Consider the following 25,969-nt stretch of genomic DNA (forward strand, 5'->3'; position numbering starts at 1 on the left):
GTAACAGTGCCCGTTGTCAGACCTCACCGGTACCGTCGGATCATGGCTCACCAGGAGGGGAACCCGGCGACCGAGCGCAAGCTCGCCGTGCTCGAAGGCGTGCTGGAGCGGATCACGTACGCCAACGAGGAGAACGGCTACACGGTCGCCCGGGTCGACACCGGAAGAGGCGGCGGAGACCTCCTCACGGTCGTCGGCGCGCTGCTCGGCGCCCAGGTGGGGGAGTCCCTGCGCATGGAGGGCCGCTGGGGTTCGCACCCGCAGTACGGGCGTCAGTTCCACGTGGAGAACTACACGACCGTGCTGCCGGCGACCGTGCAGGGCATCCGGCGCTACCTCGGTTCCGGGCTGGTCAAGGGCATCGGCCCGGTGTTCGCCGACCGGATCACCCAGCACTTCGGGCTGGACACGCTGCGGGTGATCGAGGAGGAGCCGAAGCGGCTCGTCGAGGTCCCCGGGCTGGGCCCCAAACGCACCAGGAAGATCGCCGACGCCTGGGAGGAGCAGAAGGCGATCAAGGAGGTCATGCTCTTCCTGCAGACCGTCGAGGTGTCCACGTCCATCGCCGTGCGGATCTACAAGAAGTACGGCGACGCGTCGGTCTCCGTCGTCAAGGAGCAGCCGTACCGGCTCGCCGCCGACGTCTGGGGCATCGGCTTCCTCACCGCCGACAAGATCGCCCAGTCCGTCGGCATTCCGCACGACAGCCCGGAGCGGGTCAAGGCCGGCTTGCAGTACGCGCTGTCCCAGTCCGCCGACCAGGGGCACTGCTTCCTGCCCGAGGAGCGGCTGATCGCGGATGCGGTGAAGCTGCTCCAGGTCGACACCGGGCTGGTCATCGAGTGCCTCGCAGAGCTGGGGCAGGTCCCGGAGGAAGGGGCCGATCCCGGGGTCGTACGGGAGAAGGTGCCCGGACCGGAGGGGGACTCGGAGCCGGTCAGCGCCGTGTATCTCGTGCCGTTCCACCGCGCCGAGCTGTCGCTGTCCGCCCAGCTGCTCCGGCTCCTGCGCACGGAGCAGGACCGGATGCCCGCCTTCCGGGACGTCGACTGGGGCCGGGCCCTCGGCTGGCTGAGGGGCCGTACCGGCGCCGAGCTGGCCCCGGAGCAGGAGGCCGCCGTCAGGCTCGCGCTGACCGAGAAGGTCGCCGTCCTCACCGGCGGTCCCGGCTGCGGCAAGTCCTTCACGGTGCGCTCGATCGTGGAGCTGGCCCGGGCCAAGCGGGCCAAGGTGCTGCTCGCCGCCCCGACCGGCCGGGCCGCCAAGCGGCTGGCCGAGCTGACCGGCGCCGAGGCCTCCACCGTCCACCGGCTGCTGGAGCTGAAGCCCGGCGGCGACGCGGCCTACGACCGGGACCGCCCGCTGGACGCCGACCTGGTGGTGGTGGACGAGGCGTCCATGCTGGACCTGCTGCTCGCCAACAAGCTGGTGAAGGCCGTGCCGCCGGGGGCGCACCTGTTGTTCGTCGGCGACGTCGACCAGCTGCCCAGCGTCGGGGCCGGCGAAGTCCTCCGGGACCTGCTCGCCGACGGCAGCCCGGTCCCGGCCGTCCGGCTGACCCGCGTCTTCCGGCAGGCGCAGCAGTCCGGCGTCGTCACCAACGCGCACCGGATCAACGCGGGACAGCATCCGCTCACCGACGGGCTGAAGGACTTCTTCCTCTTCGTCGAGGACGACACCGAGGCCGCGGGCCGCCTCACCGTGGAAGTGGCCGCCCAGCGGATCCCGGCGAAGTTCGGGCTCGATCCGCGCCGGGACGTGCAGGTGCTCGCGCCGATGCACCGCGGGCCGGCCGGCGCCGGGGCGCTGAACGGGCTGCTCCAGCAGGCCATCACACCGGGGCGGCCGGACGTGCCGGAGAAGCGGTTCGGCGGCCGGGTCTTCCGCGTCGGAGACAAGGTCACCCAGATTCGCAACAATTACGAGAAAGGGAAGAACGGTGTCTTCAACGGCACCGTGGGTGTCGTCACCTCGCTCGATCCGGTCGACCAGCGTCTGACGGTGCTGACGGACGAGGATGAGGAGGTTCCGTACGAATTCGACGAACTGGACGAACTGGCCCATGCCTACGCGGTCACGATCCACCGTTCACAGGGGAGTGAATATCCGGCGGTGGTGATTCCGGTCACCACGGGAGCGTGGATGATGCTCCAGCGGAACCTCCTCTACACGGCGGTCACGCGGGCCAAGCGGCTGGTCGTCCTCGTCGGTTCACGCAAGGCGATCGGGCAGGCGGTGCGCACGGTGTCGGCCGGACGCCGCTGCACGGCCCTGGACTTCAGGCTCCTCGGCAAAAATGATCGATCAAATGAGTCATGAAGGTCACAGAGCACTTCCGGATGCCCCTTCCAGGGGGCAGGATGAGCAGGTTGACGGCACTGAGTGCCGCCAATAGGCCCAATGGTCGACCCCGAGTGCACTCTGCTGAGCCAAATGGGGGATGGTAGAGACAGTCAGGGCACCTCGAAGATGAGGCACTACGTCGGTGAGGGAAGACGTGAGCGACAACTCTGTAGTACTGCGGTACGGCGACGGCGAGTACACCTACCCGGTGGTCGACAGCACCGTCGGTGACAAGGGCTTCGACATCGGGAAGCTCCGCGCCCAGACCGGTCTGGTGACTCTGGACAGCGGTTACGGCAACACGGCCGCCTATAAATCCGCCGTCACCTACCTCGACGGTGAGGCGGGCATCCTCCGCTACCGCGGCTACCCCATCGAGCAGCTGGCCGAGCGCTCCACCTTCCTCGAGGTGGCGTACCTGCTGATCAACGGTGAGCTGCCGACGGTCGACGAGCTTGCCACGTTCAAGAACGACATCACGCGGCACACCCTGCTGCACGAGGACGTCAAGAACTTCTACAAGGGCTTCCCGCGCGACGCCCACCCGATGGCCATGCTGTCCTCGGTCGTCTCGGCGCTGTCCACCTTCTACCAGGACAGCCACAACCCGTTCGACGAGAAGCAGCGCGACCTCTCCACCATCCGCCTGCTCGCCAAGCTCCCGACGATCGCGGCCTACGCGTACAAGAAGTCGATCGGTCACCCGTTCGTCTACCCGCGCAACGACCTCGGTTACGTCGAGAACTTCCTGCGCATGACCTTCTCGGTGCCGGCGCAGGAGTTCGAGCTGGACCCGGTCGTGGTGGCGGCGCTGGACAAGCTGCTCATCCTGCACGCCGACCACGAGCAGAACTGTTCGACGTCGACGGTCCGCCTGGTGGGCTCCTCGCAGGCCAACATGTTCGCGTCGATCTCGGCCGGCATCAGCGCCCTGTGGGGTCCGCTGCACGGCGGCGCCAACCAGTCCGTCCTGGAGATGCTCGAGGGCATCCGCGACTCCGGCGACGGCGTCGACACCTTCATCCGCAAGGTGAAGAACAAGGAGGACGGCGTCCGCCTGATGGGCTTCGGCCACCGGGTCTACAAGAACTTCGACCCCCGCGCCAAGATCATCAAGGCTGCCGCGCACGACGTGCTCTCCGCGCTGGGCAAGGAGGACGAGCTGCTCGAGATCGCCCTCAAGCTGGAGGAGCACGCGCTCTCCGACGACTACTTCGTCGAGCGCAAGCTGTACCCGAACGTCGACTTCTACACCGGTCTGATCTACCGGGCCATGGGCTTCCCGACCGAGATGTTCACGGTCCTGTTCGCCCTCGGCCGGCTGCCGGGCTGGATCGCCCAGTGGACCGAGATGATCAAGGAGCCGGGCTCCCGCATCGGCCGCCCGCGCCAGATCTACACGGGCGTCGTCGAGCGCGACTTCGTACCGGTCGAGGAGCGCTGAACGCACTGAACGGCAGGGCCTGCCCCCATCGGCGGGCCCTGGATCAGCGATGCGGGCCCGAATCGCCGCGCGGACCGATGCGGGCCTGAACCGCAGTGCGGACCGATGCGGGCCTGGCTCGCAGTGCGGACCGATGCGGGCCTGGATCGCAGTGCGGACTCAGGATCGGCAGTGCCGGCGGTGAAGAGCTGAAAGAAAGACGGAAGGCGCCCTGACGCCGGTCCCCCCACGGGCCGACGACCAGGGCGCCTTCCCATGTCCCGGTGCGGATTCCCCCCACGGGATCCGGCCGGGCGCTCGGAGAGGACAGCGCCTGAATCGCTGTCTGAGCACGACGAGCAGAACCCGTCGTGCTCCAGTGATGCGGATGCGGTGCGGTCTGCCGGGACAGCGCACGCTGGGAGGGCCGCTCAAAGCTTCCCGGTGTGCGTGCCCCGGCAACGGTCCCCCAAGCTCTGAACGTCGTTCGAGCCGGGAGGTGCCCCGATCTGGAGAAGTCCCCCAAGACATCCCCAGATGTCAGTCAGCGCCCCCCAAGACGCTGGTCTGACATCGCCAACTTAGACCTTCGAACCCCTTCGATGGTTACGTTCGCATCACTGTGATCTGCGTCTCTTGCATATGTCCCTTAGGTGCGCAAGAGCCCCGATACGGCGATCGGGACTCAAGCGTAAGGATGATGCGCGAGCCTTGTGAAGAGCTTATGTGAGGCGCGCGCCGGACTCCAGGGGGACTCTTACTTCGGTCCCGCCATTTGCCGCCGGTTCACCGGAAGGCCCGCAGCCGCAGGCTGTTGGTCACCACGAACACCGACGAGAAGGCCATCGCCGCCCCCGCGATCATCGGGTTGAGCAGTCCCGCGGCGGCCAGCGGCAGCGCGGCCACGTTGTAGCCGAAGGCCCACACGAGGTTGCCCTTGATGGTGGTGAGGGTGCGCCGGGCGAGCCGGATCGCGTCCGCGGCCACGCGCAGGTCCCCGCGTACCAGCGTCAGATCGCCGGCCTCGATCGCCGCGTCCGTGCCGGTGCCCATGGCGAGGCCGAGGTCCGCGGTGGCGAGCGCCGCCGCGTCGTTGACGCCGTCGCCGACCATGGCCACCGCGCGTCCCCCGCGCTGCAGCCGCCGCACGACGTCCACCTTGTCCTCGGGCAGCACCTCGGCGATCACCTCGTCGATGCCGACGGTCCTCGCGACCGCCTCGGCGACCGTCCGGTTGTCGCCGGTGAGCAGCACCGGGGTGAGTCCCAGCGCGCGCAGCTCGCGGACCGCCTCGGCGCTGGTCTCCTTGACCGCGTCTGCGACGGCGAGGACCCCGCGGGCCCGCCCGTCCCAGCCGGCCACGACGGCCGTACGGCCCTCCTCCTCGGCCACGCGGACCGCGCGCGCCAACTCCTGCGGGAGGGTCTCGTAGAGGCGCCCCACGGCCACCTCACGGCCCTCCACGCGACCGCGTACGCCACGTCCCGGGACGTTCTCGAAGTGCTCGACCGCCGGCAGTGCCCGCCCGTCACCCGCCACCGCCCCGGCCGGGGTGCGCCGCGCGCCCGCCCCGTGCAGGCGTTCCTCGGCGCCGGCGGCGATCGCACGGGCCATCGGGTGCTCCGAGGCGTGCTCCAGGGCGCCCGCGAGCCGCAGCAGCTGCTTCTCGTCCTCGCCCTCGGCCACGTACACCGCCTGCAGGCTCATCCGGCCGGTGGTGACGGTGCCGGTCTTGTCCAGGACGACCGTGTCCACCCGGCGGGTGGACTCCAGCACCTCGGGTCCCTTGATCAGGATCCCGAGCTGGGCGCCGCGCCCGGTCCCGACCATCAGCGCGGTCGGCGTGGCGAGGCCCAGCGCGCAGGGGCAGGCGATGATCAGGACGGCGACGGCGGCCGTGAAGGCGGCGGCCGTGTCCCCGGTGGCACCCAGCCACACACCGAAGGTGCCGAGCGCGATGAGGATGACCACGGGGACGAAGACGGCGGAGATCCGGTCGGCGAGCCGCTGCACCTCGGCCTTGCCGTTCTGCGCGTCCGCCACGAGCTTCGCCATCCGGGCGAGCTGGGTGTCGGCGCCGACCCGGCCGGCTTCCACGACCAGCCGGCCCCCCGCGTTGACCGTGGCTCCGGTGACCCGGTCGCCGGGACCGACGTCCGCCGGCACGGACTCGCCGGTCAGCATGGACGCGTCCACCGCGGAGACGCCCTCCACGACCGTGCCGTCGGTGGCGATCTTCTCGCCGGGCCGTACGACGAACCGGTCGCCGACGGCCAGGGACGACACCGGCACGCGCACCTCGCGGCCGTCCCGCAGCACCGCCACGTCCTTGGCGCCCAGCTCCATCAGGGCCTTCAGGGCGGCACCGGCGCGGCGCTTGGAGCGGGCCTCCAGATAGCGGCCGAGCAGGATCAGCGCGACGACCCCGGCGGCCACCTCCAGGTAGACGGTGGAGGCGGCGTCCATGCGGGAGACGGTGAAGCGGAACTCGTCGTGCATGCCCGCCATGCCCGCGTCGCCGAAGAACAGCGCCCACAGCGACCAGCCGAACGCGGCCAGCGTGCCGACCGAGACCAGGGTGTCCATGGTCGCCGCGCCGTGCCGGAGGTTGGTCCAGGCGGCCCGGTGGAAGGGGGCGCCGCCCCAGACGACCACCGGCGCGGCGAGCGTGAGCGAGAGCCACTGCCAGTTGTCGAACTGCAGCGCGGGGACCATCGCGAGCAGGACCACGGGCGCGGCGAGCAGCGCGGAGACGAGCAGGCGGTGGCGGAGCGCCCCGAGTCCGGCATCCCCCTGGGGGCTTTCCGGTGCGGCCTCGGCCGCGGGCTCCGGCGGCGGGGGCTCCTCGGCGGTGTACCCCGTCTTCTGCACGGTGGCGATCAGGTCGGCGACCCGGACGCCGTCGGCGATGCTGACCCTGGCCTTCTCGGTGGCGAAGTTGACGGTGGCGCTCACGCCGTCCATCCGGTTGAGCTTCTTCTCCACCCGGGCGGCGCAGGAGGCGCAGGTCATCCCGCCGATGAGCAGCTCGACCTCGGAGGTGCTGCCTATCGCGGTGGCGTTCTCTGCGGTGGTGCTGGTCATGTCCGGACTCCAGACATCGGACCGGACCGTACGGATCCAGTATCAGCTGGTCGGCGCGGCCCGGTCGGGGAAAGGGCGAGTCTTCCTCAGGCCTTGCCGGCCAGCTCGAAGCCGGCCTCGTCCACGGCGGCGCGCATGGCCTCGTCGTCCAGCGGGGCCAGCGAGACGACGGTCACCTCGCCCGTGGACGCGACGGCCTTCACCGAGGTGACGCCGGGGATCTCGGAGATCTCGCCGGAGACGGAGCCCTCGCAGTGGCCACAGCTCATGCCGGTCACCTTGTAGACGGCGGTGACGGAGCCGGCGGTGTCGGTCTGGGCGGTCATGTCATCGCTCCTCGTGGAGATGTGTTGCGATCAGTGAGGTCCATGGGAACCCGCACCACCCGACTGTATACCCCTAGGGGGTATTTCACCAAGCACACGGAGTGACGGTGCTCCGGAAAGGTGGCTCACCCGGAGCAAGTGGAGGACGGAACGCCATAACCCCGACGGTTCGCCCGCGTTCTATGGGGTGCGGGTGAGTGCCCGCGACGATGTCAGGAAGGCAGGAAACTCATGAGACGGACTACCCGATACGGTGCGATCGCCGTCGCCGCGTCCGGCGCGATGGTCGTGGCCCTGCCGGTGTCCGCCGCCTTCGCGGCCGACGGGGCCGGTGCCGACGCCACGGCGGGCGGCTCGCCCGGAGTGCTCTCCGGCAACTCCGTCCAGGTCCCGGTGCACGTGCCGGTAAACGTGTGCGGCAACACCGTCGACGTCGTGGGACTGCTCAACCCCGCCATGGGCAACACCTGTGCGAACGGCGGCGCGGCGAAGGCCGGTGGCGCGGGGAAGAGCGGCTCGTCGAAGGCCGGCGGCGCGGAGAAGGGCGACGCGGGGCACGCCGACCGCGCGCGGGAGAGCGGAGGATCGTCCGCGTCCGGCGGGGCGTCGGCCCACGGCGGTACCGCCGACTCGCCCGGGCTGCTGTCGGGCAACGGCCTCCAGCTCCCGGTCGACGTGCCGCTGAACTTCTCCGGGAACAGCGTCAACGTGGTCGGCGTGGGCAACCCCGTCTTCGGCAACAAGGCCGTCAACGGCGACGAGCCGGACCGGCCCGCGCACCCCACGGTCCCCAAGGCCCGGCCCCCCAGGCACCCGGCCACCCCCAGGGCCCACGCCCCGTACCACGCCCCGCACCACGCGGCGCCCAGCCTGGCCCACACCGGAGCGAACCTCACGGCCCCCGTCGCGGCCGGCAGCGCCGTGCTCATCGCCGCCGGTTCCATCCTCTACCGCCGCTTCAGCCCCGGCCACATCCGCTGACGCGGCCGCCGGGCACGCCCCGCGTTCCGCACCGCTGAACGGCCGGCCCGCGCCCCCCGCGGGACCGGCGCGGAAGACGACCGCGGTGCCGGAGGAATCAGCACCGATCGGTGCGTGACTCCCCGGACGCGGCGTCGTTGAAGAGTTGCGTTCCCTTCGAACCGGGCCCCAGGAGCAGAGGCAGTCGCTCCCGGGGCCCGCGGCGCGTCCGGACCGGTGCACGGTGCCGAGCAGGGCCGGCTCCGGGCACGGAACACCCCTCGGAGACGCGGGCCCGAGCCGGAAGGCGGCGCGCGGACGACGAGGCCGCGCACCACGTCGTGCGGTGCGCGGCCTCGTCGTCTGTGCGTGCCCGGAGCCGGAAGTGGCGAGGCGGTCAGAGCGCCTGGTTGTTGCAGCCCATGTCCGAACCGAGGTGGCTCTGCTGCGCGCCCGGGTTGCCCTCACCGTTCAGCAGGTTGGCCGCCAGGCCGGTGAGGGCGCTGACGTTGCCGAGCACTTCGATGTTCATGTCGTGCGAGCGGCACTCGGTGCCCTGCGTGATGTCGAGGTCGTGCCCCGGCTCACCGTGGGCGAAGGCGGCGGTGCCGCCGCCCAGGGCGCTGACGCTGCCGAGCAGGGCGCCCACGAGTACTGCCTTCTGGAACTTGCGCATGGGTTCTCCGTTGGTCGAACGGTCGGGGTCCGCAACAGATCGGGGATTGCGGACGATTGTGGGAAGTCGTCAGCCGAGTCGGGGGAGACCCAGCTGGCCGACGGGAGGTGCCGCGATCTGTCCGAGGCCGACCGGAGACACCTCCGGCACGCTCCCCGGGGTGATCTGCGGGTTGAGGAGCGGGCTGATCTGCGGGTTCACCTGGGGGTTCACCTGCGGGGCGACCCACATCGGGGGCTCCGGGCCGAACGCCTGGGGTACGGCCACCTGCGGGGCGACCTGGGGCATGACCTGCGGCATGACCTGGGGTACGACCTGCGCCGGCGGCGTGGCGGCCTGCACCGGCTGGACGGGCGCGGCCTGCATCGGCTGTGCGGGCGCGGCCTGCTGGGCGTACGGCGGGTTGGTGGCGGCCTGTGCCACTCCCTGCGACGTGGCCGTGGCGGAGGCGTAGCCGGTCTGCTGCGGCGGCGGGGCAGGCTGAGGAGCGGGTGCCGCGGGCGCGGCCTGGGGAACGGGTGCCGGGGGCGCGGCCTGGGGAGCCGGGTAGTCGGGAGCCGGCGCCGGAGCAGGACTGGCGGGCCCGGTGAGAGTGTCGGCGTGGCTGACACCGACGCCGATGGCGGACAGACCGCTGGCCGCTGCTACAACGAGCGCGGCCTTGTGAAGCTTGCGCATGAAACCCTCGGCCCTTCGATACCTGAAACATTGCATTCACGGTCGCGCGTACAATCCGTGTGATATTCCTACTGCGCGATCGGCAGCGTTCATCGCGGACGGCACGCGGACTCCGCGTCGGAGCCGGCAACGAATTCCCGATCCCTCTTCGGGTCGGCGGTCGCTGCCCTCTCCCCGTTGGAACGAGGATTCCTTCGCTGTGGTCACGGCCCTGATGTGCCGTCACCCGATTGCATTCCGAGGGCACTTGCCGCGATTTCCGGGCCCTTGCGTCAAACGGGTGACCCCGCCCTGGCTCCCGTATCCGAGTTCGCGCTCTCCTCGTTCCCCACGGAGCCAAGAACGATGTTCCGTCGCGGCCGCGCTGAAGAGCAGGAAAGCTGCAACTACGCTGCCGCGTCAGTCATTTCGCCAGCTCCCCGCACAGGTCAATGAAGGGCCGAGGATTCCATGCGCAAGCTTCAGCAAGTCGCGCTCGTCGTCGCAGCAGCCGGCGGTCTGTCCGCCGTCGGCGCCGGCCCCAGCTCCGCCGCCACCCCCGCCTACAACGGGGCTGTGCCGCCCCCCGTTTCGCAGCCCGACGCCCAGGCCGCCGCGGGCGCCTCGTCACAGGCGACCGCGCAGACGTACGGCTCGCCCGTCCAGCAGCCGGCTCCGCAGCGGGGCACCCAGGTCGCCCCGCAGATCAACCCGCAGCTCAACCCCCAGATCAGCCCGCAGATCACCCCGCAGGCGACGCAGTCGCAGCAGGGCGCACCGGTGCACCAGAACAACCTGTTCCGGCCGTCGCAGGAGTGCAGCCCGCAGACCCTGCTCGACGCGAACGTCCCGGTCGCCCTGCTCGCCGCGGCCGAGACGCGGGGCGTCGACTGCACCCAGGCCAACAGCCAGGCGAACTCCCTGGCCAGCGCGACCAGCATGCGGCAGTAGCACTGGCCGGCCCCGGACTCCGGTGCCCGGCGCGGGCCTTCGGGTCCGCGCCGGGCACGGGAATCCGGACGCGGTATTACGGAATTCGGGTGCTTGTACAACGCGATGACGAAATCGGCGCGCCGTTGTCCGTTTTGGGATACTTCGTATTAGTCTCCCGTAACTGTAGCAAGTCGATCTTTCACGGATCGCACCCACTCACTCCACCGGAGATGACATGCGCAAGTTTCGCAGCGTTGCCGTCCTGGTCGCCGCGCTCGGCACCATCGGACTCGTGAGCGGTACGGCTCACGCCGGCGGCGAGGGCAAGGACCACGGCGACAAGTTCAACATCACGCAGAGCTCTCACTGCAAGTCGCACGACCTCAACCTCGACGTCCTCGGCGAGGTCGGTCTGCTCAACGGCCTGCTGGGCAACGCGCTCAACGGCGAGGGCAACCCCGGCGCCCAGGCCACCGACATCGGCTCGACCATGGGCTGCAACAACAGCGCCCTCTAAGAGCCCTGTTCGGCGCCACGAGCGCCGGGCGACGAATGGTCCCGGCAGCGGGCGTCATGCAGCGCGCCGGGACCATTCGCATGCACCACCAGGCCTTCCGAGGCGGATCGAATGAATCGAGTTCGGTGACTCGCGGGCTGCTCCGGGAGTCACGTACCGGTTTCCATGGCTGAATGAACGACGATCTCTCGCGGATCGCACCCGAATTCCCCCCACTTCACCGGAGATGACATGCACAAGCTCCGCATGGCTGCCGTCCTTGTCGCCGCAATCGGGAGCGTCGGACTCCTCGGTGCCGGCGCCGCCCACGCCGATCACGGCTGGGGCAAGGGCAAGAGCGGTGACGAGTTCAACATCAGGCAGAGCAGCAAATGCAGCTCGCACGACACCAACGTCGACATTCTCGGCGAGGTCGGCATCGGCAACGGCCTCGGCGGCAACCTGCTGAACGGCGAGGGCAACCCGGGCGCCCAGGCGACGGACATGGGCTCGACCATGGGCTGCAGCAACAGCTTCGGCGGCTGACGATCAGGAGTTCCTCTCCCGGTGCCCCGGCCGACGGCCGGGGCACCGGGATTTTCCGTTCCCCGGCAGACGCGGCTCCCGGGACAGAAATGCCGGGCCGTCCCCGGCCCGGCATTCGCCGCCAGTGCTCAGATCTCGATGTGCGGCTTCTTGAAACCCTTGGGCAGTTCCGCCCTGTTGGAGCAGTCCACGACCGGCCCGACGCTGGCGGAGCTGCCCTCCGTCAGCCCGTCCTCCGGGAACACCACCCGCGGCCGGTCGGACGTCGAGCAGTCCTGTTCCTGCCTGATGAGGTGCGTGCCGTCCTTGTCGGTGCGTGTCTCCTTCTTGTGGATGCAGACGGTGCCCCCCTGCGCGGTGGGCTTGCAGTCGCCCGGCTCTGTGTCTGCGTACGCGTGTCCCGCGCCGACGCAGACCGCGGCGAGGCTGCCGACGAGCGCCGTGACGGTGGCGAACTTCTGCGAAGTGAGCATGTCGTGCATTCCTTTACGACGGAGGGCCCGGGCGCCTGTGCCGTTCGCCGGCGTGCGCCCGAGCCCGAGAAGGTCGAAAAACAGAATTCGCCTTCGCGCGCCGCGAGCCGCGCGTGAAGGAGATATGGCCGCAGCCCGGACGCGCACCCTGAGGGATTGCCGCGCGTCCGGGCTGCTCTCGCCGCGAGGTGCCACTCAGCACACCCCTGGCGGCGCCGAGAGGTCGAACTCCCGGTACGTCTTACTCGCCCTCGTGCTCACCGTAACCCTGCTCGGGCTCGGCGTTCTTCTGCTCCTCGGGCTGACCCTGGTGCTCCTCCTCGGGCTGGCCCTGGTGCTCCTCCGGCTGGGTGTAGTAACCACCGCCGACGGCGACCGCGTTGGCCGACGAGTTGGCCACGGCGGTGACTTCCGGAGCCGCGTCCTCGCCGCCGTAGGCGAAACCGACACCGGCACCGAAGGCGGACAGCCCCATAACCGCCGCCGCTACGACCGCAGCACGCTGGAACTTGCGCATGTTTGACCCTTCCTTACCCAGGCATGGCGCCTGGCTTGACTACACATAGTGACCTTACGCATACGGTCGGTAGTAATTCAGGATCTACACTCCGCGACTTCGCCCGAACCCCTCGTATGCCGTACGGCACCGCGCGGCTCCGGCCGGAAGGTACGGTGCCGGAACTAGAAGGAGGGCGACTCCGGTTCACCGTCGGTCGTTTCGGGTACGCCCCGCGTCTCCTGGGAGCAGGTCACCTCGGGGCCGACCCGCAGCCGCCCGTTGCCCAGGGCGGCGGGCAGTGTCACCGGCTGTACCGGCTGGCAGTTCTCCTGGTGGGGGATGACGCCGTCCTCGGGGATCTTGCCGGAGATGTGCTGCGTGCACGTGAGGCTGCCCAGGAGGTCGCGCGTACAGGTTCCCGGGTCGGCGTGGGCCTGGGTGATGCCGGCCAGGACCACGCCCCCGAGGAGCCCTGAGACGGCCGCGATCTTCTTCGCGCTGAACATGTGATGGGTTTTCCCTCTGTCGGGGTGCCCGGGCACCGGCCGTGCCGGGCTCTGTCTTCGACACTCGGGGAGCCGGCCGGGGAGACGGGGCCCTTCGAGGCCGGCCCGAAGGGCCCCGCGCCAAGCGTCGCGCACGATGGCGTGGTGAGGCTCAGCCCGTGAAGGCGCTGTTGTACTGGCCGCAGGTGGTGTCCATGGTGCCGGCGAGGCCGAGTACGCCGACCGGGATGTCGTTCTCCGACACCGTCTGGGGGCTGCACTCCTGGTAGGGGCGGTAGAGGTCGGACACCTGCGGCCCGCCCTCGGGGCTGTCGGCGGAAGCGGTGCCGGCGCCGATGGCCGCCAGACCGCCCGCCGCCACCGCTGCGATCACGACCTGCTGAAGCTTACGCATGGAACCCTCGGTTCTTTGCTTGTACGAGCGGCTTGATAGCCGAGTGTGACTGCTCAAACACTAGCAGTAGCGGCAGGGCTCGTTCCATGCTGGACGTCTGTGTCACGAGGGGTGCGGGGGCCGGGAGAAGCGCCGTACAGGCCGCCGGTCACCTGGCCGGACACCGGAGTTGCCGCCCGGCACCCGCCTCCCTGTCGTACGGCGTGCTGTCAGCCGTGCTGTGACAGCGGCACCAACACGGGTGAAGCGGACGCCTGTTGCGTCAGGTGAACGTCGGCTCGGCGACCCGGGAGCGCGCGCGTGCCGGTGCGGAGGCGATCAGGTCGCGCAGGCCCTCGGCGTACCGCCGCACGTTCTTGTGGGCGACGTCGGTGTCCGGGTACCGGCAGGCGAACCACAGCCCCTCGTGCAGTCGGTTGACCCAGGCGCACACCTGGTCGCCGTACGACACCCGGATCAGTCCGTACGCCTTCTTCTCGGTCCAGCGGGCCGCGCCGGGGACGGCGCGGGCGTCCACGTAGGAGACGATCGAGTACAGGTCCGGCGAAGTCGGGCGGAAGTCCTCACCGAGCAGGCGCAGTACGCGGGCCAGCGGAATGCGCGCCAGCGAGCGGTTGGCCCGCAGTTCGGCGCGTACCGTGGTGAGCGCCTCCTCGAAGTCCCGTGCCGCGGGCACCTCGATCGGCGCGCCGCCCACGTACCAGCCCACGGAGTCCGACCACGCCGACTTCACCCGGGTGTGCAGCGGAACGACCGTACGGTAGTAGGGCTGTCCGCCGAGTTCGTGGACGATCAGACTGGTCGCGGCCAGGACGCCGACCATGCTGCCGCCCCAGGGGCGGCAGTACGCCTCGAAGGACGCCGCCGCATCCGCGTCGAGAAGCGGCTCGCACATCAGCTTCTGGGCGGGCAGCACGCCGCCGGGACTCAGGCCGAGGTCGACGGGGAACTCCGGCAGCCTCCCCTCGCACCGGCCGATGAACTCCCGCCAGCGCGCGACGATCGCGTGCGTGTCGTCGATCCCGTCCGCGTCCGTCCGTTCCTGTTCGCAGAAGTCGACGTAACTGCCCGCGGGGTGGCCGGTGACGCGCCGGCCCGTGACGTCCGCGGCGTACAGTTCGTGGACTTCGTCCGGGATGCGCTGGAGGGAGTAGGCGTCCACGTTCGTGTGGTCGAAGGCCATGTACACACTGGTGGAGTCGTCGCGGACGACCGCCGCGTAGATGAGGTTCGGCCAGCCGAGTGCGTCCGCGGCGACGTCGAACCGGTCCTGCAGGTAGCGGACCAGCGCCCCGGGGTCGGTGAAGTCGCCGACCACCTCCCGGCGCAGCGACACGTCCGTCTCCCCGAGTGTGAAGCGGTGCATGTCGTCGCCGGTCCAGCGGAAGCCGCTGCGCAGCGTCTCGTGACGCAGTGTCCATCCGCGCAACGCCCGTTCCAGCGCGTCGAGATCGACGCGGCCCGGCAGGTCGAACGCCGCACCGAGCCAGGTCGGTACGAACAGTCCGTCCTCGCGCACCGAGCGTGCCGTCCTGATGTGCGACTCCTGGATGTACGCCGGAGGCCGCGGGTCCGGCCGCAGTGCCGCCGCCGCCGCGACGGTCGCCGGGCTGAACGTCCATTCGACGAGGCGGCCGGGGCGGACCTCGCAGCGCTGAATGTCAGAAATGCGCACGGTGGCGTCTCCTTCGCAGAAGACACCAGCTTGATCAAGGGGGAGCCGTGTGCGAGTCATGACCGCTGTGTTGCGGGGTTTTCAGCGGGACGTGTGACGCCTCGAACGGCGAAGCGAGCGGAGCGTCTAGCCTGCGCGCAGGGTTCCGAGAGGAGTGCGCATGCGAGCCGTGATCTTCGAGCGCTACGGTGACCTCGCCGAGGTGCGTGAGCTGCCCGACCCCCGCCCGGCCCCGCACGGTGTGGTCGTCCGCGTGGAGGCGACCGGGCTGTGCCGCAGCGACTGGCACGGCTGGATGGGGCGCGATCCGGACATCGCGCTGCCGCACGTTCCGGGACACGAACTCGCCGGTGTGGTCGAGGCGGTGGGTGCCCGGGTGACCGGGTGGCGTCCCGGCGACCGGGTCACCGTGCCGTTCGTCTGCGCCTGCGGCGGTTGCCCGTCCTGTGCGGCCGGCGACCAGCAGGTGTGCGAACGGCAGACCCAGCCCGGCTTCCACCACTGGGGATCCTTCGCCCAGTACGTGGCGCTCGACCACGCCGACGTCAACCTCGTGGCCCTCCCCGACGGGATGGCGTACGCGACCGCCGCCGCCCTCGGCTGCCGGTTCGCCACCGCCTTCCGGGCGGTGGTGCAGCAGGGCCGGGTGTCCGCCGGGGAGTGGGTCGCGGTCCACGGCTGCGGCGGGGTCGGCCTGTCCGCGGTGATGATCGCGGCGGCCTCAGGGGCCCGCGTGCTCGCCGTCGACGTCTCGCCCCGAGCCCTGGAACTGGCCCGGACGTTCGGCGCCGCCGAGTGCCTGGACGCGACCGGCCTGCCCGATCCGGCCGCCACCGTCCGTGAGCTGACCGGCGGTGGCGCCCATCTCTCCCTCGACGCCCTCGGCTCGCCCGCCACCTGCGCCGCCTCCGTGAACGGCCTGCGCCGACGCGGCCGGCACGTCCAGGTCGGCCTGCTGCCCTCGGCCGACGGCACCACCCCGGTCCCGTTGGCCCGCGCGATCGCCCTGGAGCTGGAAATCCTCGGCAGCCACGGCATGGCCGCCCACACCTACCCGGCCATGCTCCACCTGGTCCGCGCCGGCGTCCTGCGCCCCGACCTCCTCGTGACGTCGGCCCTCCCGCTCGACGCGGCACCGGCGGCCCTCGCGGCGATGGGCACGGCACCGGCGGCGGGGGTCACGGTCATCGAGCCCTGGAGCTGACGCCCCGGAGGCAGCTCGCGCCCCCGGTGCCGGGACGGACGGGGCACGGTACCGGCACAGGGGAGCGCGTGTGCGGAAGGCGGGCTCAGCCGTCTCTCCGGCCGCGGTTGCCGGGGCGGGAGGCGACCCAGGCGCGGACGGTGTCGGCGTACCAGTAGGGCTTGCCGCCCTCGACGTGGTCGGGCGGGGGGAGCAGCCCGTGTTTGCGATAGGACCGCACGGTGTCCGGCTGCACCCGGATGTGTGCCGCGATCTCCTTGTACGACCAGAGCCTTCGGTCGGTCATGGACAGCACCTCCCTGCGCGCACCGCGGCGGCGACCGGGAACGGCCGCCGGGGGGACCGGGCGCTGCGCTGGCGATCACCAAGCCTGTGCCCGGTGAACGACGCAGAGTGACCGACGGGCAACACCTGTAGACCGGGTGTGACCGGGGGGCCGCGTACATGGGACACGTGTGACATGAGGGCGGCTTTTGTGACATCGCTGCCGCATGGGGCATCGATGAGACCAGCGGCCGGGGAGCACCGGGGGCGCGGTGAACAGCGCGAGAGCCGCCCCCGCGCCCGCACCCGCACGCCTGCGGGATCCGGCATGGGAGGAGGTGCCGGGCCCCACCCCGGAGTGACTGGTCCGAATGTCTGGACAAAACATTGACAGGGCTCGGCGAACGGGACTAGAAAGCCGGGGAGAGCCACGACGAAGGGAAGCCGATGGCCTACGACCTGATCACCATGGGGCGGATCGGAGTGGACCTCTACCCGCTGCAGACCGGTGTCCCGCTCGCCCAGGTGGCGTCCTTCGGCAAGTTCCTCGGCGGGTCGGCGGCGAACGTCGCGGTCGCCGCGGCCCGGCTCGGCCGGCACACCGCCGTGATCACCCGCACCGGCGACGACCCCTTCGGCACCTACCTCCACGAGGCACTGCGCGGCTTCGGCGTCGACGACCGCTGGGTCACCCCGGTGCCCGGACTGCCGACCCCGGTCACCTTCTGCGAGGTCTTCCCGCCGGACGATTTCCCGCTCTACTTCTACCGGCAGCCCAAGGCCCCCGACCTGGAGATCGACGCCCGCGAACTGGACCTGGACGCCATCCGCGGCACCCGGATCCTCTGGGTCACCGGCACCGGCCTGAGCGAGGAACCGAGCCGTACGGCGACCCTCACGGCCCTGGCCCACCGGGCGAAGTCCGGCACGACCGTCTTCGACCTCGACTGGCGCCCCATGTTCTGGAAGGACCCGGACGCCGCACGCCCCTTCTACGCCGAGGCGCTGCGCCACACCACGGTCGCCGTCGGCAACGTGGACGAGGTGGAGGTCGCGACCGGGCTGCGCGAGCCGCACGCCGCCGCCCGTGCCCTGCTCGACGCGGGGGTGGAGATCGCCGTCGTGAAGCAGGGACCCAAGGGTGTCCTCGCCGTCCACCGCGACGGCGAGTCCGCGGAGGTACCGCCGCTGCCCGTCACCGTCCTCAACGGTCTGGGGGCCGGCGACGCCTTCGGCGGCTCCCTCTGCGACGGCCTCCTCGAGGGCCGGGACCTGGAGACGATCATGCGGCACGCCAACGCGGCCGGCGCCATCGTCGCCTCCCGCCTGGAGTGCTCCTCGGCGATGCCCACCCCGGCCGAGGTGGCCGCCGCGCTCGAGGCCGGAGCGGTCCGGTGAGGGCGGGCCGCGTCGCGGGGACGCACGCCCACGGCGGCGACGGCGTCCGGCGCTCCCGCGTCGACGTCGCCGAACTGGTCCGCCTCCGCACCTACCACCCCGAGGCGATCGCCGAGGCCGCCGCCCGGCGGGCCCGCCGGCCCCTGCTGAACGAGAACGGCAGGCTGATGATCGTCGCCGCCGACCACCCGGCCCGCGGCGCCCTCGGCGTCGGCGACCGCAGGCTCGCCATGGCCAACCGCGCCGACCTGCTCGAGCGCCTCTGCCTCGCGCTGTCCCGGCCCGGCGTCGACGGCGTCCTCGCCACCGCCGACATCCTGGACGACCTGCTCCTCCTCGGCGCCCTCGACCACAAGGTCGTCATGGGCTCCATGAACCGAGGCGGCCTGCAGGGCGCGCGCTTCGAACTGGACGACCGGTTCACCGGACACCGCCCCGAGGACATCCAGCGCCTCGGCTTCGACGCGGGCAAGCTGCTGCTGCGCGTCGACTACGACGACCCGGGCTCCCTGACCACCCTGGAGTCCACCGCCCGCGCCATCGACGCCATGGCCGAGCGCCGGCTGCCGGTCTTCGTGGAGCCGTTCATCAGCCGCCGCACCCCCGAGGGGAAACTGCGCAACGACCTGTCCGCCGAGGCGGTCACCCGGTCCATCGCCATCGCCTCCGGCCTCGGCGGCTCCTCCGCCTACACCTGGCTGAAGGTGCCGGTCACCCAGAACCCCGACGACATGGCCCGGGTCATGGAGACCTCCACGCTGCCCGCCGTGCTGCTCGGCGGGGACATCGGCGACTCGCCCGAGGACCAGGTCGCCGCCTACGAGAAGTGGCGCGGCGCGCTCCAACTCCCCACCGTGCGCGGCCTGGTGGTCGGCCGCTCACTGCTGTACCCGGCGGACGGCGACGTGGCCGCCGCCGTGGACACCGCCGTAGGACTGCTGTGAGGGCCGTATGACCAGCACCGACCTGCATCTGCCCGCGGGCACCACCGCGAACGCGCAGTACGCCGTCGACATCGACCCCAAATCGGCCGGCTGGACGCACAGCAGCCTGCGCGTGGTCGAGCTGGCACCCGGTGGCAGTCACACGTTCACCACCGGGGACAGCGAATGGATCGTGCTTCCGTTGCAAGGCGGATGTACCGTACAAATCAAGACCCCGCCGACCGAGAACGGCGAGTTCCAACTCCGGGGCCGTGAGAGCGTGTTCGCCGGAGCCTCCGACTTCGTGTACGCCCCCCGGGACACCCGGGTCCTGATCGCCTCCGGCGCGGGAGGCCGCTTCGCCCTGGCAGGAGCGAAGTGCGAGCGACTACTCCCCGCCCGCTACGGCCCCGCGCCGGAGGTCCCCGTCGAGGAGCGCGGCAGCGGCAACTGCGCCCGCCTGGTGCGCAACTTCGCGTCCGCGGACTCCTTCGACTGCGACAGGCTGATCGCCGTGGAGGTGATCACTCCGGGCGGCAACTGGTCCTCGTACCCGCCGCACAAGCACGACGAGCACCGGCCGGGCGAGGAGTCCGAGCTGGAGGAGATCTACTACTTCGAGATCGACGGCCCGGGCGGCCTCGGCTATCAGCGGGTGTTCCCCTCACGCGAGGGCGGCTCCGACCTCCTCGCCGAGGTCCGCACCGGCGACGCCGTCCTCGTCCCCGACGGCTGGCACGGCCCGTCGATCGCCCAGCCCGGACACGACATGTACTACCTCAACGTCATGGCGGGCCCGGGCGAGACACGGGAGTGGCGGATCTGCTTCCACCCCGGCCACACCGACACCACAGGGGGCTACCGATGACGACCCGGCTCACCGTCGCCCAGGCACTCGTCCGCTTCCTCGCCGCCCAGTACACCGAGCGGGACGGCCGGCGGCAGCGGCTGATCAGCGCCACCTGGGGCATCTTCGGCCACGGCAACGTCGCCGGGATCGGCCAGGCCCTGGTCGAGTACGCCGACGCCATGCCGTACCACCAGGGCCGCAACGAGCAGTCCATGGTGCACGCGGCGGTCGGCTACGCCCGCCAGTCCAACCGCCTGTCGGCACACGCGGTCACCACCTCCGTCGGCCCCGGCGCGACCAACCTCGTCACCGGCGCCGCCCTCGCCACCATCAACCACCTCCCGGTCCTGCTGCTGCCCGGCGACGTCTTCGCCACCCGCCCCGCGGACCCGGTCCTGCAGCAGCTGGAGGTGCCGTACGCGGGCGACGTGTCGGTCAACGACACCCTGCGCCCGGTGTCGAGGTACTTCGACCGGATCACCCGGCCCGAACAGCTGATCCCGAGCGCGCTCCAGGCCGTGCGGGTCCTCACCGACCCCGTCGAGACCGGCGCCGTCACCCTTGCCCTGCCGCAGGACGTGCAGGCTGAGGGCTTCGACTGGCCGGAGGAGTTCTTCGCCGAGCGGGTGTGGACCGTACGCCGGCCGGGCGCCGACCCGGCCGAGCTGGCCGAGGCGGTGACCGCGATCCGGGCCGCGAAGCGGCCGCTCCTCGTCGCCGGCGGCGGAGTCCACCACAGCCGCGCCGAGGCGGCACTCGCCGAGTTCGCCGAGGCCACCCGCATCCCGGTCGCCTCCACCCAGGCCGGCAAGGGCTCGCTGCGGTACGACCATCCGCAGGACGTCGGCGGGATCGGCCACACCGGGACCGCCACCGCCGACGAGCTGGCCCGCACCGCGGACCTGGTGATCGGCGTCGGCACCCGCTGGACCGACTTCACCACCGCCTCCGGCACCCTCTTCGCCCACCCGGACGTCCGCTTCCTCAACCTCAACATCGCGCCCTTCGACGGCCACAAGCTGGGCGGGCTCGCGTTGGTCGCCGATGCCCGCAGCGGGCTGGGCGAGCTGACCGAGGCGCTGGTCGTGCACGGGCACACGGCCGCAGGCTCCTACGTCACCGAGTACACCGAGGACAAGGAGCGCTGGGAGCAGCGCGTCGACGCCTGCTTCGAGGCCGACGAACCGGACGCCCGGCCGACCCAGCCGCAGGTCGTCGGCGCCCTGGACGCCCTGGTCGACGAGTCGGACATCATCATCAACGCCGCCGGCTCCCTCCCCGGCGACCTGCACAAACTGTGGCGGACGCGGTCGTACGACCAGTACCACCTGGAGTACGGCTACTCCTGCATGGGCTACGAGATCCCGGCCGCGCTCGGCGTGAAACTCGCCGCGCCGGAACGCAACGTGTGGGCGCTGGTCGGCGACGGCACCTATCTGATGATGCCCACCGAGATCGTGACGGCCGTGCAGGAGGGCGTCGCGATCAAGATCCTGCTGGTGCAGAACCACGGGTACGCCTCGATCGGAGGCCTGTCGGAGTCGGTGGGCGGCGAGCGGTTCGGCACCGCCTACCGGTTCCCGACGGACGAGGGGACGTACACGGGCGCCCCGCTGCCCGTCGACCTGGCCGCCAACGCCGCCAGCCTGGGCATGCGGGTGCTGCGCGCGAGGACCGTCCGGGACCTGCGGGAGGCGCTCGCCGAGGCGCGGGCAGCCGACACTCCCACATGTGTCTACGTGGAGACCGAAACGTCCGACACTGTGTCGGGCGCGCCTCCGGCGCAGGCCTGGTGGGATGTTCCTGTGGCCGAGACCGCGACCCGACCGTCGGCGGTCAAGGCACGTGAGCTGTACGAACGGCACGTCTCGACCCGACGCCGTCATCTGTAATAAGGAGTCTCTGGGCATGACGAAGATCGTCAACCACTGGATCGGCGGCAAGACCGTCGAAGGTGCGTCGGGTACGTACGGGCCGGTCACGGACCCGGCGACCGGCGCGGTCACCACGAAGGTCGCGTTCGCGTCGGTCGAGGAGGTGGACGCGGCGGTCGCGACGGCCAAGGACGCCTTCGCGACCTGGGGCCAGTCCTCGCTGGCCCAGCGCACCTCGATCCTGTTCAAGTTCCGCGCGCTGCTCGACGCCAACCGGGACGCCATCGCGGAGCTGATCACCGCCGAGCACGGCAAGGTGCACTCGGACGCCCTGGGCGAGGTCGCCCGCGGTCTGGAGATCGTGGACCTCGCCTGCGGCATCAACGTGCAGCTGAAGGGCGAGCTGTCCACCCAGGTCGCCAGCCGCGTCGACGTGGCCGCGATCCGCCAGCCGCTCGGTGTCGTCGCGGGCATCACGCCGTTCAACTTCCCGGCGATGGTCCCGATGTGGATGTTCCCGATCGCCATCGCGACCGGCAACACCTTCGTGCTGAAGCCGTCCGAGAAGGACCCGTCGGCCGCCGTCAAGATCGCCGAGCTGCTCTCCGAGGCCGGCCTGCCCGACGGCGTCTTCAACGTCGTGCACGGCGACAAGGTGGCCGTCGACCGTCTGCTCGAGCACCCGGACGTCAAGGCCGTCTCCTTCGTCGGCTCCACCCCGATCGCCCGCTACATCCACACCACAGCCTCCGCCAACGGCAAGCGCGTGCAGGCCCTGGGCGGCGCCAAGAACCACATGCTGGTGCTGCCGGACGCGGACCTGGACGCGGCGGCCGACGCCGCGGTGTCCGCCGCCTACGGCTCCGCGGGCGAGCGCTGCATGGCCATCTCGGCGGTCGTGGCGGTCGGCGCCATCGGTGACACGCTGGTGGAGAAGATCCGCGAGCGCGCCGAGAAGATCAAGATCGGCCCGGGCAACGACCCGGCCTCCGAGATGGGCCCGCTGATCACCAAGGTCCACCGCGACAAGGTGGCCTCCTACGTCGAGAACGCGGCGGCCGAGGGCTGCGAGGTCGTCCTGGACGGCACCGGCTACACGGTCGAGGGCTTCGAGGACGGCCACTGGATCGGCATCTCGCTGCTCGACAAGGTGCCGACCAGCGCCAAGGCCTACCAGGACGAGATCTTCGGCCCGGTGCTGTGCGTGCTGCGCGCCGAGACGTACGAGGAGGGCGTGGCCCTCATCAACGCCTCGCCGTTCGGCAACGGCACCGCGATCTTCACCCGGGACGGCGGCGCCGCCCGCCGCTTCCAGCTGGAGATCGAGGCCGGCATGGTGGGCGTGAACGTGCCGATCCCGGTGCCGGTGGGCTACCACTCCTTCGGCGGCTGGAAGGACTCGCTCTTCGGCGACCACCACATCTACGGCAACGACGGCACGCACTTCTACACCCGCGGCAAGGTCGTCACCACGCGCTGGCCCGACCCGGCCGACGCCCCGGCCGGCGTGGACCTGGGCTTCCCGCGCAACCACTGAGCCGGACAGCACGGTGCCCCCGGCCTCCTCGCGGAGGACGGGGGCCCCGGTGTGTTCAGCCCTGCTGCCTCTGCTGCCTCGCGATCACGTCGGTGAGGTCGGCGGTGCGCGCGGCGGGCGGGGGCGTGACGCTGACCGTCTTGCCGAACTTCTCGAAGTCCATGGTCACCGTCATGGCACCCATCTTCTGCTTCAGCCGCACCGGGAGGTCGTCGGAGCCGACCCACACCTCCATGACGATCGAGCTCGCCCCGGTCGCCCGGCTCAGCGGGCTGCCCTCGCCGTAGGCGTCCTTGAGCTTGCCCATGTGGTCCTGGTCGACCACGGCACGGTAGTGCGTGGTGCTCCGGCCGTTCACGGTCTGCTTGCCGAGGTTCTCGGTGTCGTGGGCGTACTTCAGGCCCTTCATGGACGCCGAGGGGCTGCCGTTGTCGCCGGCGAGGGCCTGGGCGCCCTTCTTCCCGAACACGGCCGAACCGTCGACCTTGATCCAGTCCTTGCCCTTGTAGGGGCCGGCAGTGAAGGCGTCGACGTCGTAGTAGTAGACACCCTTGACGAACAGGACGTGCGTCTTCGGGGCGTGGTGCACGGCCTGCATGTTCGCGGCCCTGGTGTCCATCTGCACGTCGAAGAGGTAACCGTCGCCCCAGGAGTAGGTGCCCTCCATGGCGATCGGGCCGCTGGTGCCGGTGTCGGTCGTCATGCGCACCTCGGCCGAGCCGAGGGCCTCCGTCCGGTCCGTCGCCCGGGTCAGCGCCGCCATCACGCCGTCGGCCTTGCCGACCGCCTTGACGGCCGACTGCGCGCTCTCCGTGCCGCAGCCGGAGACGGCCACCAGCGCCGCCGTCGTGCATCCCACCCAGGCAGCGGTGTGCCGCTTCCTCATGTCCCACCCCAAATCCCGTGTGCCTGTCGTGCGGGGCGCACTCTATCGGCCACTACTGACATGAACGCGACCGATTTAGCGGTCCGGATAGCGGACAGCTGACATTTTTTTGAAACGTCGGTTGCGGTTCCCGTTCAGGCAGGACGAAACGGGTGACGAAGGAGATGGCGCGAGATGTCCTTCGAAACCAAGGTCACATCCGGCTGGGGCTTGATGGATGCACCAATCGGGCGTCATGACCTGGGAAAGTGATGTGACGCCTGATCCTTCGTAAGTACGGATTCCGAAGGTAAACGGGCATTGACGTGCTGGTTTTCGTCGGGGTTCGCTATGCAGCGCCGGGAGCGGACGAGATGACGTACGACGATCCGCCGGAGGCGATAGCGCTCCCGCCCCCCACCCTCATCGCACGAGTCGATCGGAACCGCCGTATGAGCGACACGCTCCAGAAGTCCGTGGCCGACACCGCCCCAGCCCCCGCACCGGGGCTGAAGCGTTCCATCGGTGTCGTCGGCGGCACCCTGCTGACGCTGTCCTGCGTCACGCCCGCCTCCACGCTCTTCGTCGTCGTCCCCGACCTGTTCGGTTCCCTCGGCACCGCCACCGCCCTGACGATCGCCATCGGCTCCCTCCTCTGTATCGCCGTGGCCTTCTGTTACTCCGAGCTGGGCACCCTCATCCCCAGCGCGGGCGGCGAGTACGCCATGGTGTCGACGATGGCCGGGCGGCTCGCCGGCTGGCTGGTGTTCGTGCTGTCCCTGCTGGTCGTGATGATCGTCCCGCCGGTGATCGCCATGGGCACGGCGGACTACCTCGCCCCGATCGTCCACCTCGACCCGTCGATGACCGGTGCCGGCGTCATGCTGCTCGCGACCCTCGCCGGCCTGCTCGACCTGCGCGCCAACGCCTGGATCACCGGCATCTTCCTGGTCCTGGAGGTCGTCGCCGCCGGCGTCGTCGCCGTGCTCGGCTTCTCGCACAGCCACCGCGGGGCGGGCAGCCTGGTCTCCCTCCAGGTGGCCGGCGCGAACGGCCACACGGACACCGTGACGGCCATGCTGGTGGTCTCCGGGCTCGCCATCGCCCTCTTCGTCACGCAGGGCTTCTCGACCGCCGTCTACCTCTCCGAGGAACTCGAGAACCCGCGCCGCAACGTCGCCCGCACCGTGCTGGCCACCCTCGCGATCTCCACCGTCGTCATCCTCGTGCCGGTCGCCGCCATCACCATGGGCGCCGGGAGCCTGACGGAGCTGACCGGCGGCGACATCAGCTCCATGGTCACCGCCTGGTCCAACTCCGCGGTCGGCACCTTCGTCAGCCTCTGCGTGGCCCTCGCGATCATCAACGCGGGCATCGTCATGGTCATCCAGAACTCCCGGGTGCTGTTCGCCTCCGCCCGCGACAAGGCCTGGCCCGGCCCGGTCAACACCGTCTTCGCCAAGCTCGGCCGCTTCGGCTCCCCCTGGGTCGCCACGCTCGCCGTCGGTGTCCCCGGCGCGGTGCTCTGCTTCGTCAACCTGGACACCCTGTACGGCGTCACCGGCGTCTCGGTGACCGGCATGTACCTGCTGGTCGCGGTCGCCGCCCTGCTGAGCCGCCGCGGCTCCCACAAGCACACACCCGCCTGGCGGATGCCGCTGTGGCCCGCGGTGCCGGTCCTGCTGATCGCCGTCCTCGCCTACATCCTGACCCAGCAGGAGACCGGCTACCTGCTGTGGACCGGCGGCATCACCGCCGCCGCCACCCTCTACTGGGCCCTGTACCTGCGTCCGCGCCGCGACACCCGCTGGCTGGTGTCGATCCCGGAGGACGCCCGGCTGCCGGAGGTCCACCTGCCCGCCCAGGCCCAGGAGTCCCCGCTGCCCGACCCGGCCGCCGACCCGGCCCGGGCCTGAACCGCGGCCGGGGGTGCCTCCCCCGACACCCCCGTCCGCAGGCCGCCGCCCCCGTCACCCACTGCCAGGTTGGGTGCCGGGGGCGGCGGCGTTCGCGTACCGCGCCCGGTGTACGCCGGGCCGGGGCCGTACTCCTCGAGGAGGGGC

At 70.8% G+C, this 25,969-nt stretch carries 23 protein-coding genes and 1 pseudogene; 13 read left to right on the forward strand and 11 right to left on the reverse strand.

Annotated elements, in window-relative coordinates; translation table 11 throughout:
- Positions 1 to 42 precede the first annotated feature (42 nt).
- Together recD2 and JK359_RS00975 are read left to right on the forward strand one after the other, a co-directional pair.
- Positions 43 to 2,319 (forward strand): SF1B family DNA helicase RecD2, encoded by a 2,277-nt coding sequence (gene recD2, locus JK359_RS00970; RefSeq protein ID WP_201830589.1) that lies wholly within the window; start codon positions 43 to 45, stop codon positions 2,317 to 2,319.
- A 178-nt stretch (positions 2,320 to 2,497) separates the two neighbouring features.
- A complete protein-coding gene (locus JK359_RS00975) occupies positions 2,498 to 3,787 on the forward strand; it encodes a citrate synthase (protein ID WP_201830592.1) in 1,290 nt (429 codons plus the stop codon).
- Between the two features lie 765 nt (positions 3,788 to 4,552).
- On the opposite strand, the gene JK359_RS00980 is transcribed toward JK359_RS00975, so the two are convergent.
- Both JK359_RS00980 and JK359_RS00985 read right to left on the reverse strand, forming a co-directional pair.
- Positions 4,553 to 6,850, reverse strand: a complete 2,298-nt coding sequence (locus JK359_RS00980) for a heavy metal translocating P-type ATPase (RefSeq protein WP_201830594.1) — start codon at positions 6,848 to 6,850, stop codon at positions 4,553 to 4,555.
- 86 nt (positions 6,851 to 6,936) lie between these two features.
- A complete protein-coding gene (locus tag JK359_RS00985) occupies positions 6,937 to 7,176 on the reverse strand; it encodes a heavy-metal-associated domain-containing protein (RefSeq protein WP_201830596.1) in 240 nt (79 codons plus the stop codon).
- A gap of 231 nt (positions 7,177 to 7,407) precedes the next feature.
- Between JK359_RS00985 and JK359_RS00990 the strand changes: the two genes are divergently transcribed.
- On the forward strand, positions 7,408 to 8,157 hold the full coding sequence (locus tag JK359_RS00990; RefSeq protein WP_201830600.1) for a chaplin: 750 nt from the start codon (positions 7,408 to 7,410) through the stop codon (positions 8,155 to 8,157).
- A gap of 376 nt (positions 8,158 to 8,533) precedes the next feature.
- On the opposite strand, the gene JK359_RS00995 is transcribed toward JK359_RS00990, so the two are convergent.
- Together JK359_RS00995 and JK359_RS01000 are read right to left on the reverse strand one after the other, a co-directional pair.
- Positions 8,534 to 8,812, reverse strand: a complete 279-nt coding sequence (locus JK359_RS00995; RefSeq protein ID WP_201830601.1) for a hypothetical protein — start codon at positions 8,810 to 8,812, stop codon at positions 8,534 to 8,536.
- Positions 8,813 to 8,881: 69 nt separating this feature from the next.
- Positions 8,882 to 9,490, reverse strand: coding sequence for a hypothetical protein (locus JK359_RS01000; protein WP_201830603.1), 609 nt, complete (start codon positions 9,488 to 9,490; stop codon positions 8,882 to 8,884).
- Positions 9,491 to 9,940: 450 nt separating this feature from the next.
- On the opposite strand from JK359_RS01000, the gene JK359_RS01005 reads away from it, so the two are divergent.
- From JK359_RS01005 to JK359_RS01015, 3 genes are all read left to right on the forward strand, one after another.
- Entirely contained in the window at positions 9,941 to 10,420 is a 480-nt protein-coding gene (locus JK359_RS01005; protein WP_201830605.1) for a hypothetical protein, read from the forward strand.
- 217 nt (positions 10,421 to 10,637) lie between these two features.
- On the forward strand, positions 10,638 to 10,919 hold the full coding sequence (locus JK359_RS01010; protein ID WP_201830607.1) for a hypothetical protein: 282 nt from the start codon (positions 10,638 to 10,640) through the stop codon (positions 10,917 to 10,919).
- Between the two features lie 231 nt (positions 10,920 to 11,150).
- Positions 11,151 to 11,444: a hypothetical protein gene (locus JK359_RS01015; protein WP_201830609.1), complete on the forward strand. Its 294-nt coding sequence runs from the start codon at positions 11,151 to 11,153 to the stop codon at positions 11,442 to 11,444.
- Positions 11,445 to 11,572: 128 nt separating this feature from the next.
- Here the strand turns inward: JK359_RS01015 and JK359_RS01020 are convergent, their stop codons facing one another.
- The 5 genes from JK359_RS01020 to JK359_RS01040 all read right to left on the reverse strand — a co-directional run bounded on the left by JK359_RS01020 (position 11,573) and on the right by JK359_RS01040 (position 14,991).
- Positions 11,573 to 11,917, reverse strand: coding sequence for a hypothetical protein (locus JK359_RS01020; RefSeq protein WP_201830611.1), 345 nt, complete (start codon positions 11,915 to 11,917; stop codon positions 11,573 to 11,575).
- 241 nt (positions 11,918 to 12,158) lie between these two features.
- A complete protein-coding gene (locus JK359_RS01025; RefSeq protein ID WP_201830613.1) occupies positions 12,159 to 12,434 on the reverse strand; it encodes a hypothetical protein in 276 nt (91 codons plus the stop codon).
- Positions 12,435 to 12,598: 164 nt separating this feature from the next.
- Positions 12,599 to 12,922, reverse strand: coding sequence for a hypothetical protein (locus JK359_RS01030; protein ID WP_201830614.1), 324 nt, complete (start codon positions 12,920 to 12,922; stop codon positions 12,599 to 12,601).
- Positions 12,923 to 13,073: 151 nt separating this feature from the next.
- Positions 13,074 to 13,316: a hypothetical protein gene (locus JK359_RS01035; protein ID WP_201830615.1), complete on the reverse strand. Its 243-nt coding sequence runs from the start codon at positions 13,314 to 13,316 to the stop codon at positions 13,074 to 13,076.
- Positions 13,317 to 13,578: 262 nt separating this feature from the next.
- Positions 13,579 to 14,991 (reverse strand): condensation domain-containing protein, encoded by a 1,413-nt coding sequence (locus JK359_RS01040; protein ID WP_201830616.1) that lies wholly within the window; start codon positions 14,989 to 14,991, stop codon positions 13,579 to 13,581.
- A 160-nt stretch (positions 14,992 to 15,151) separates the two neighbouring features.
- Between JK359_RS01040 and JK359_RS01045 the strand changes: the two genes are divergently transcribed.
- Entirely contained in the window at positions 15,152 to 16,195 is a 1,044-nt protein-coding gene (locus tag JK359_RS01045; RefSeq protein WP_201830617.1) for a zinc-dependent alcohol dehydrogenase family protein, read from the forward strand.
- An 85-nt stretch (positions 16,196 to 16,280) separates the two neighbouring features.
- On the opposite strand, the gene JK359_RS01050 is transcribed toward JK359_RS01045, so the two are convergent.
- Positions 16,281 to 16,481, reverse strand: coding sequence for a helix-turn-helix transcriptional regulator (locus tag JK359_RS01050; protein WP_059249651.1), 201 nt, complete (start codon positions 16,479 to 16,481; stop codon positions 16,281 to 16,283).
- 425 nt (positions 16,482 to 16,906) lie between these two features.
- Between JK359_RS01050 and iolC the strand changes: the two genes are divergently transcribed.
- From iolC to mmsA, 5 genes are all read left to right on the forward strand, one after another.
- On the forward strand, positions 16,907 to 17,857 hold the full coding sequence (iolC, locus tag JK359_RS01055; RefSeq protein ID WP_201830618.1) for a 5-dehydro-2-deoxygluconokinase: 951 nt from the start codon (positions 16,907 to 16,909) through the stop codon (positions 17,855 to 17,857).
- A 74-nt stretch (positions 17,858 to 17,931) separates the two neighbouring features.
- Complete coding sequence (locus JK359_RS01060; protein WP_201831638.1) at positions 17,932 to 18,801, forward strand: Cgl0159 family (beta/alpha)8-fold protein; 870 nt, start codon at positions 17,932 to 17,934, stop codon at positions 18,799 to 18,801.
- 7 nt (positions 18,802 to 18,808) lie between these two features.
- Positions 18,809 to 19,648, forward strand: coding sequence for a 5-deoxy-glucuronate isomerase (iolB, locus tag JK359_RS01065; protein WP_201830620.1), 840 nt, complete (start codon positions 18,809 to 18,811; stop codon positions 19,646 to 19,648).
- Positions 19,645 to 21,522, forward strand: a complete 1,878-nt coding sequence (gene iolD / locus JK359_RS01070) for a 3D-(3,5/4)-trihydroxycyclohexane-1,2-dione acylhydrolase (decyclizing) (RefSeq protein ID WP_201830621.1) — start codon at positions 19,645 to 19,647, stop codon at positions 21,520 to 21,522. Before iolB ends, iolD begins: the two co-directional genes overlap by 4 nt.
- Positions 21,523 to 21,538: 16 nt before the next feature.
- The gene (gene mmsA, locus JK359_RS01075) at positions 21,539 to 23,041 is read left to right on the forward strand and encodes a CoA-acylating methylmalonate-semialdehyde dehydrogenase (protein WP_201830624.1); all 1,503 of its coding nucleotides are present in this window, start codon (positions 21,539 to 21,541) and stop codon (positions 23,039 to 23,041) included.
- Between the two features lie 55 nt (positions 23,042 to 23,096).
- Here the strand turns inward: mmsA and JK359_RS01080 are convergent, their stop codons facing one another.
- Positions 23,097 to 23,927 (reverse strand): SCO4651 family lipoprotein, encoded by an 831-nt coding sequence (locus tag JK359_RS01080; RefSeq protein WP_201830625.1) that lies wholly within the window; start codon positions 23,925 to 23,927, stop codon positions 23,097 to 23,099.
- 431 nt (positions 23,928 to 24,358) lie between these two features.
- On the opposite strand from JK359_RS01080, the pseudogene JK359_RS01085 reads away from it, so the two are divergent.
- Positions 24,359 to 25,744: pseudogene (locus JK359_RS01085) on the forward strand (APC family permease); the annotation flags it as partial.
- Positions 25,745 to 25,969 lie beyond the last annotated feature (225 nt).

This window comes from Streptomyces actinomycinicus (assembly GCF_016741775.1).
Classification (GTDB): domain Bacteria; phylum Actinomycetota; class Actinomycetes; order Streptomycetales; family Streptomycetaceae; genus Streptomyces; species Streptomyces actinomycinicus.

What these genes read in the sequence shown, in the direction of transcription:
- recD2 (WP_201830589.1), top strand. Translation starts at nt 43, where the DNA reads ATGGCTCACCAGGAGGGGAACCCGGCGACCGAGCGCAAGCTCGCCGTG.
- JK359_RS00980 (WP_201830594.1), bottom strand. Translation starts at nt 6,850, where the DNA reads ATGACCAGCACCACCGCAGAGAACGCCACCGCGATAGGCAGCACCTCC.
- JK359_RS00985 (WP_201830596.1), bottom strand. Translation starts at nt 7,176, where the DNA reads ATGACCGCCCAGACCGACACCGCCGGCTCCGTCACCGCCGTCTACAAG.
- JK359_RS00990 (WP_201830600.1), top strand. Translation starts at nt 7,408, where the DNA reads ATGAGACGGACTACCCGATACGGTGCGATCGCCGTCGCCGCGTCCGGC.
- JK359_RS00995 (WP_201830601.1), bottom strand. Translation starts at nt 8,812, where the DNA reads ATGCGCAAGTTCCAGAAGGCAGTACTCGTGGGCGCCCTGCTCGGCAGC.
- JK359_RS01000 (WP_201830603.1), bottom strand. Translation starts at nt 9,490, where the DNA reads ATGCGCAAGCTTCACAAGGCCGCGCTCGTTGTAGCAGCGGCCAGCGGT.
- JK359_RS01005 (WP_201830605.1), top strand. Translation starts at nt 9,941, where the DNA reads ATGCGCAAGCTTCAGCAAGTCGCGCTCGTCGTCGCAGCAGCCGGCGGT.
- JK359_RS01010 (WP_201830607.1), top strand. Translation starts at nt 10,638, where the DNA reads ATGCGCAAGTTTCGCAGCGTTGCCGTCCTGGTCGCCGCGCTCGGCACC.
- JK359_RS01015 (WP_201830609.1), top strand. Translation starts at nt 11,151, where the DNA reads ATGCACAAGCTCCGCATGGCTGCCGTCCTTGTCGCCGCAATCGGGAGC.
- JK359_RS01020 (WP_201830611.1), bottom strand. Translation starts at nt 11,917, where the DNA reads ATGCTCACTTCGCAGAAGTTCGCCACCGTCACGGCGCTCGTCGGCAGC.
- JK359_RS01025 (WP_201830613.1), bottom strand. Translation starts at nt 12,434, where the DNA reads ATGCGCAAGTTCCAGCGTGCTGCGGTCGTAGCGGCGGCGGTTATGGGG.
- JK359_RS01030 (WP_201830614.1), bottom strand. Translation starts at nt 12,922, where the DNA reads ATGTTCAGCGCGAAGAAGATCGCGGCCGTCTCAGGGCTCCTCGGGGGC.
- JK359_RS01035 (WP_201830615.1), bottom strand. Translation starts at nt 13,316, where the DNA reads ATGCGTAAGCTTCAGCAGGTCGTGATCGCAGCGGTGGCGGCGGGCGGT.
- JK359_RS01045 (WP_201830617.1), top strand. Translation starts at nt 15,152, where the DNA reads ATGCGAGCCGTGATCTTCGAGCGCTACGGTGACCTCGCCGAGGTGCGT.
- JK359_RS01050 (WP_059249651.1), bottom strand. Translation starts at nt 16,481, where the DNA reads ATGACCGACCGAAGGCTCTGGTCGTACAAGGAGATCGCGGCACACATC.
- iolC (WP_201830618.1), top strand. Translation starts at nt 16,907, where the DNA reads ATGGCCTACGACCTGATCACCATGGGGCGGATCGGAGTGGACCTCTAC.
- iolB (WP_201830620.1), top strand. Translation starts at nt 18,809, where the DNA reads ATGACCAGCACCGACCTGCATCTGCCCGCGGGCACCACCGCGAACGCG.
- iolD (WP_201830621.1), top strand. Translation starts at nt 19,645, where the DNA reads ATGACGACCCGGCTCACCGTCGCCCAGGCACTCGTCCGCTTCCTCGCC.
- mmsA (WP_201830624.1), top strand. Translation starts at nt 21,539, where the DNA reads ATGACGAAGATCGTCAACCACTGGATCGGCGGCAAGACCGTCGAAGGT.
- JK359_RS01080 (WP_201830625.1), bottom strand. Translation starts at nt 23,927, where the DNA reads ATGAGGAAGCGGCACACCGCTGCCTGGGTGGGATGCACGACGGCGGCG.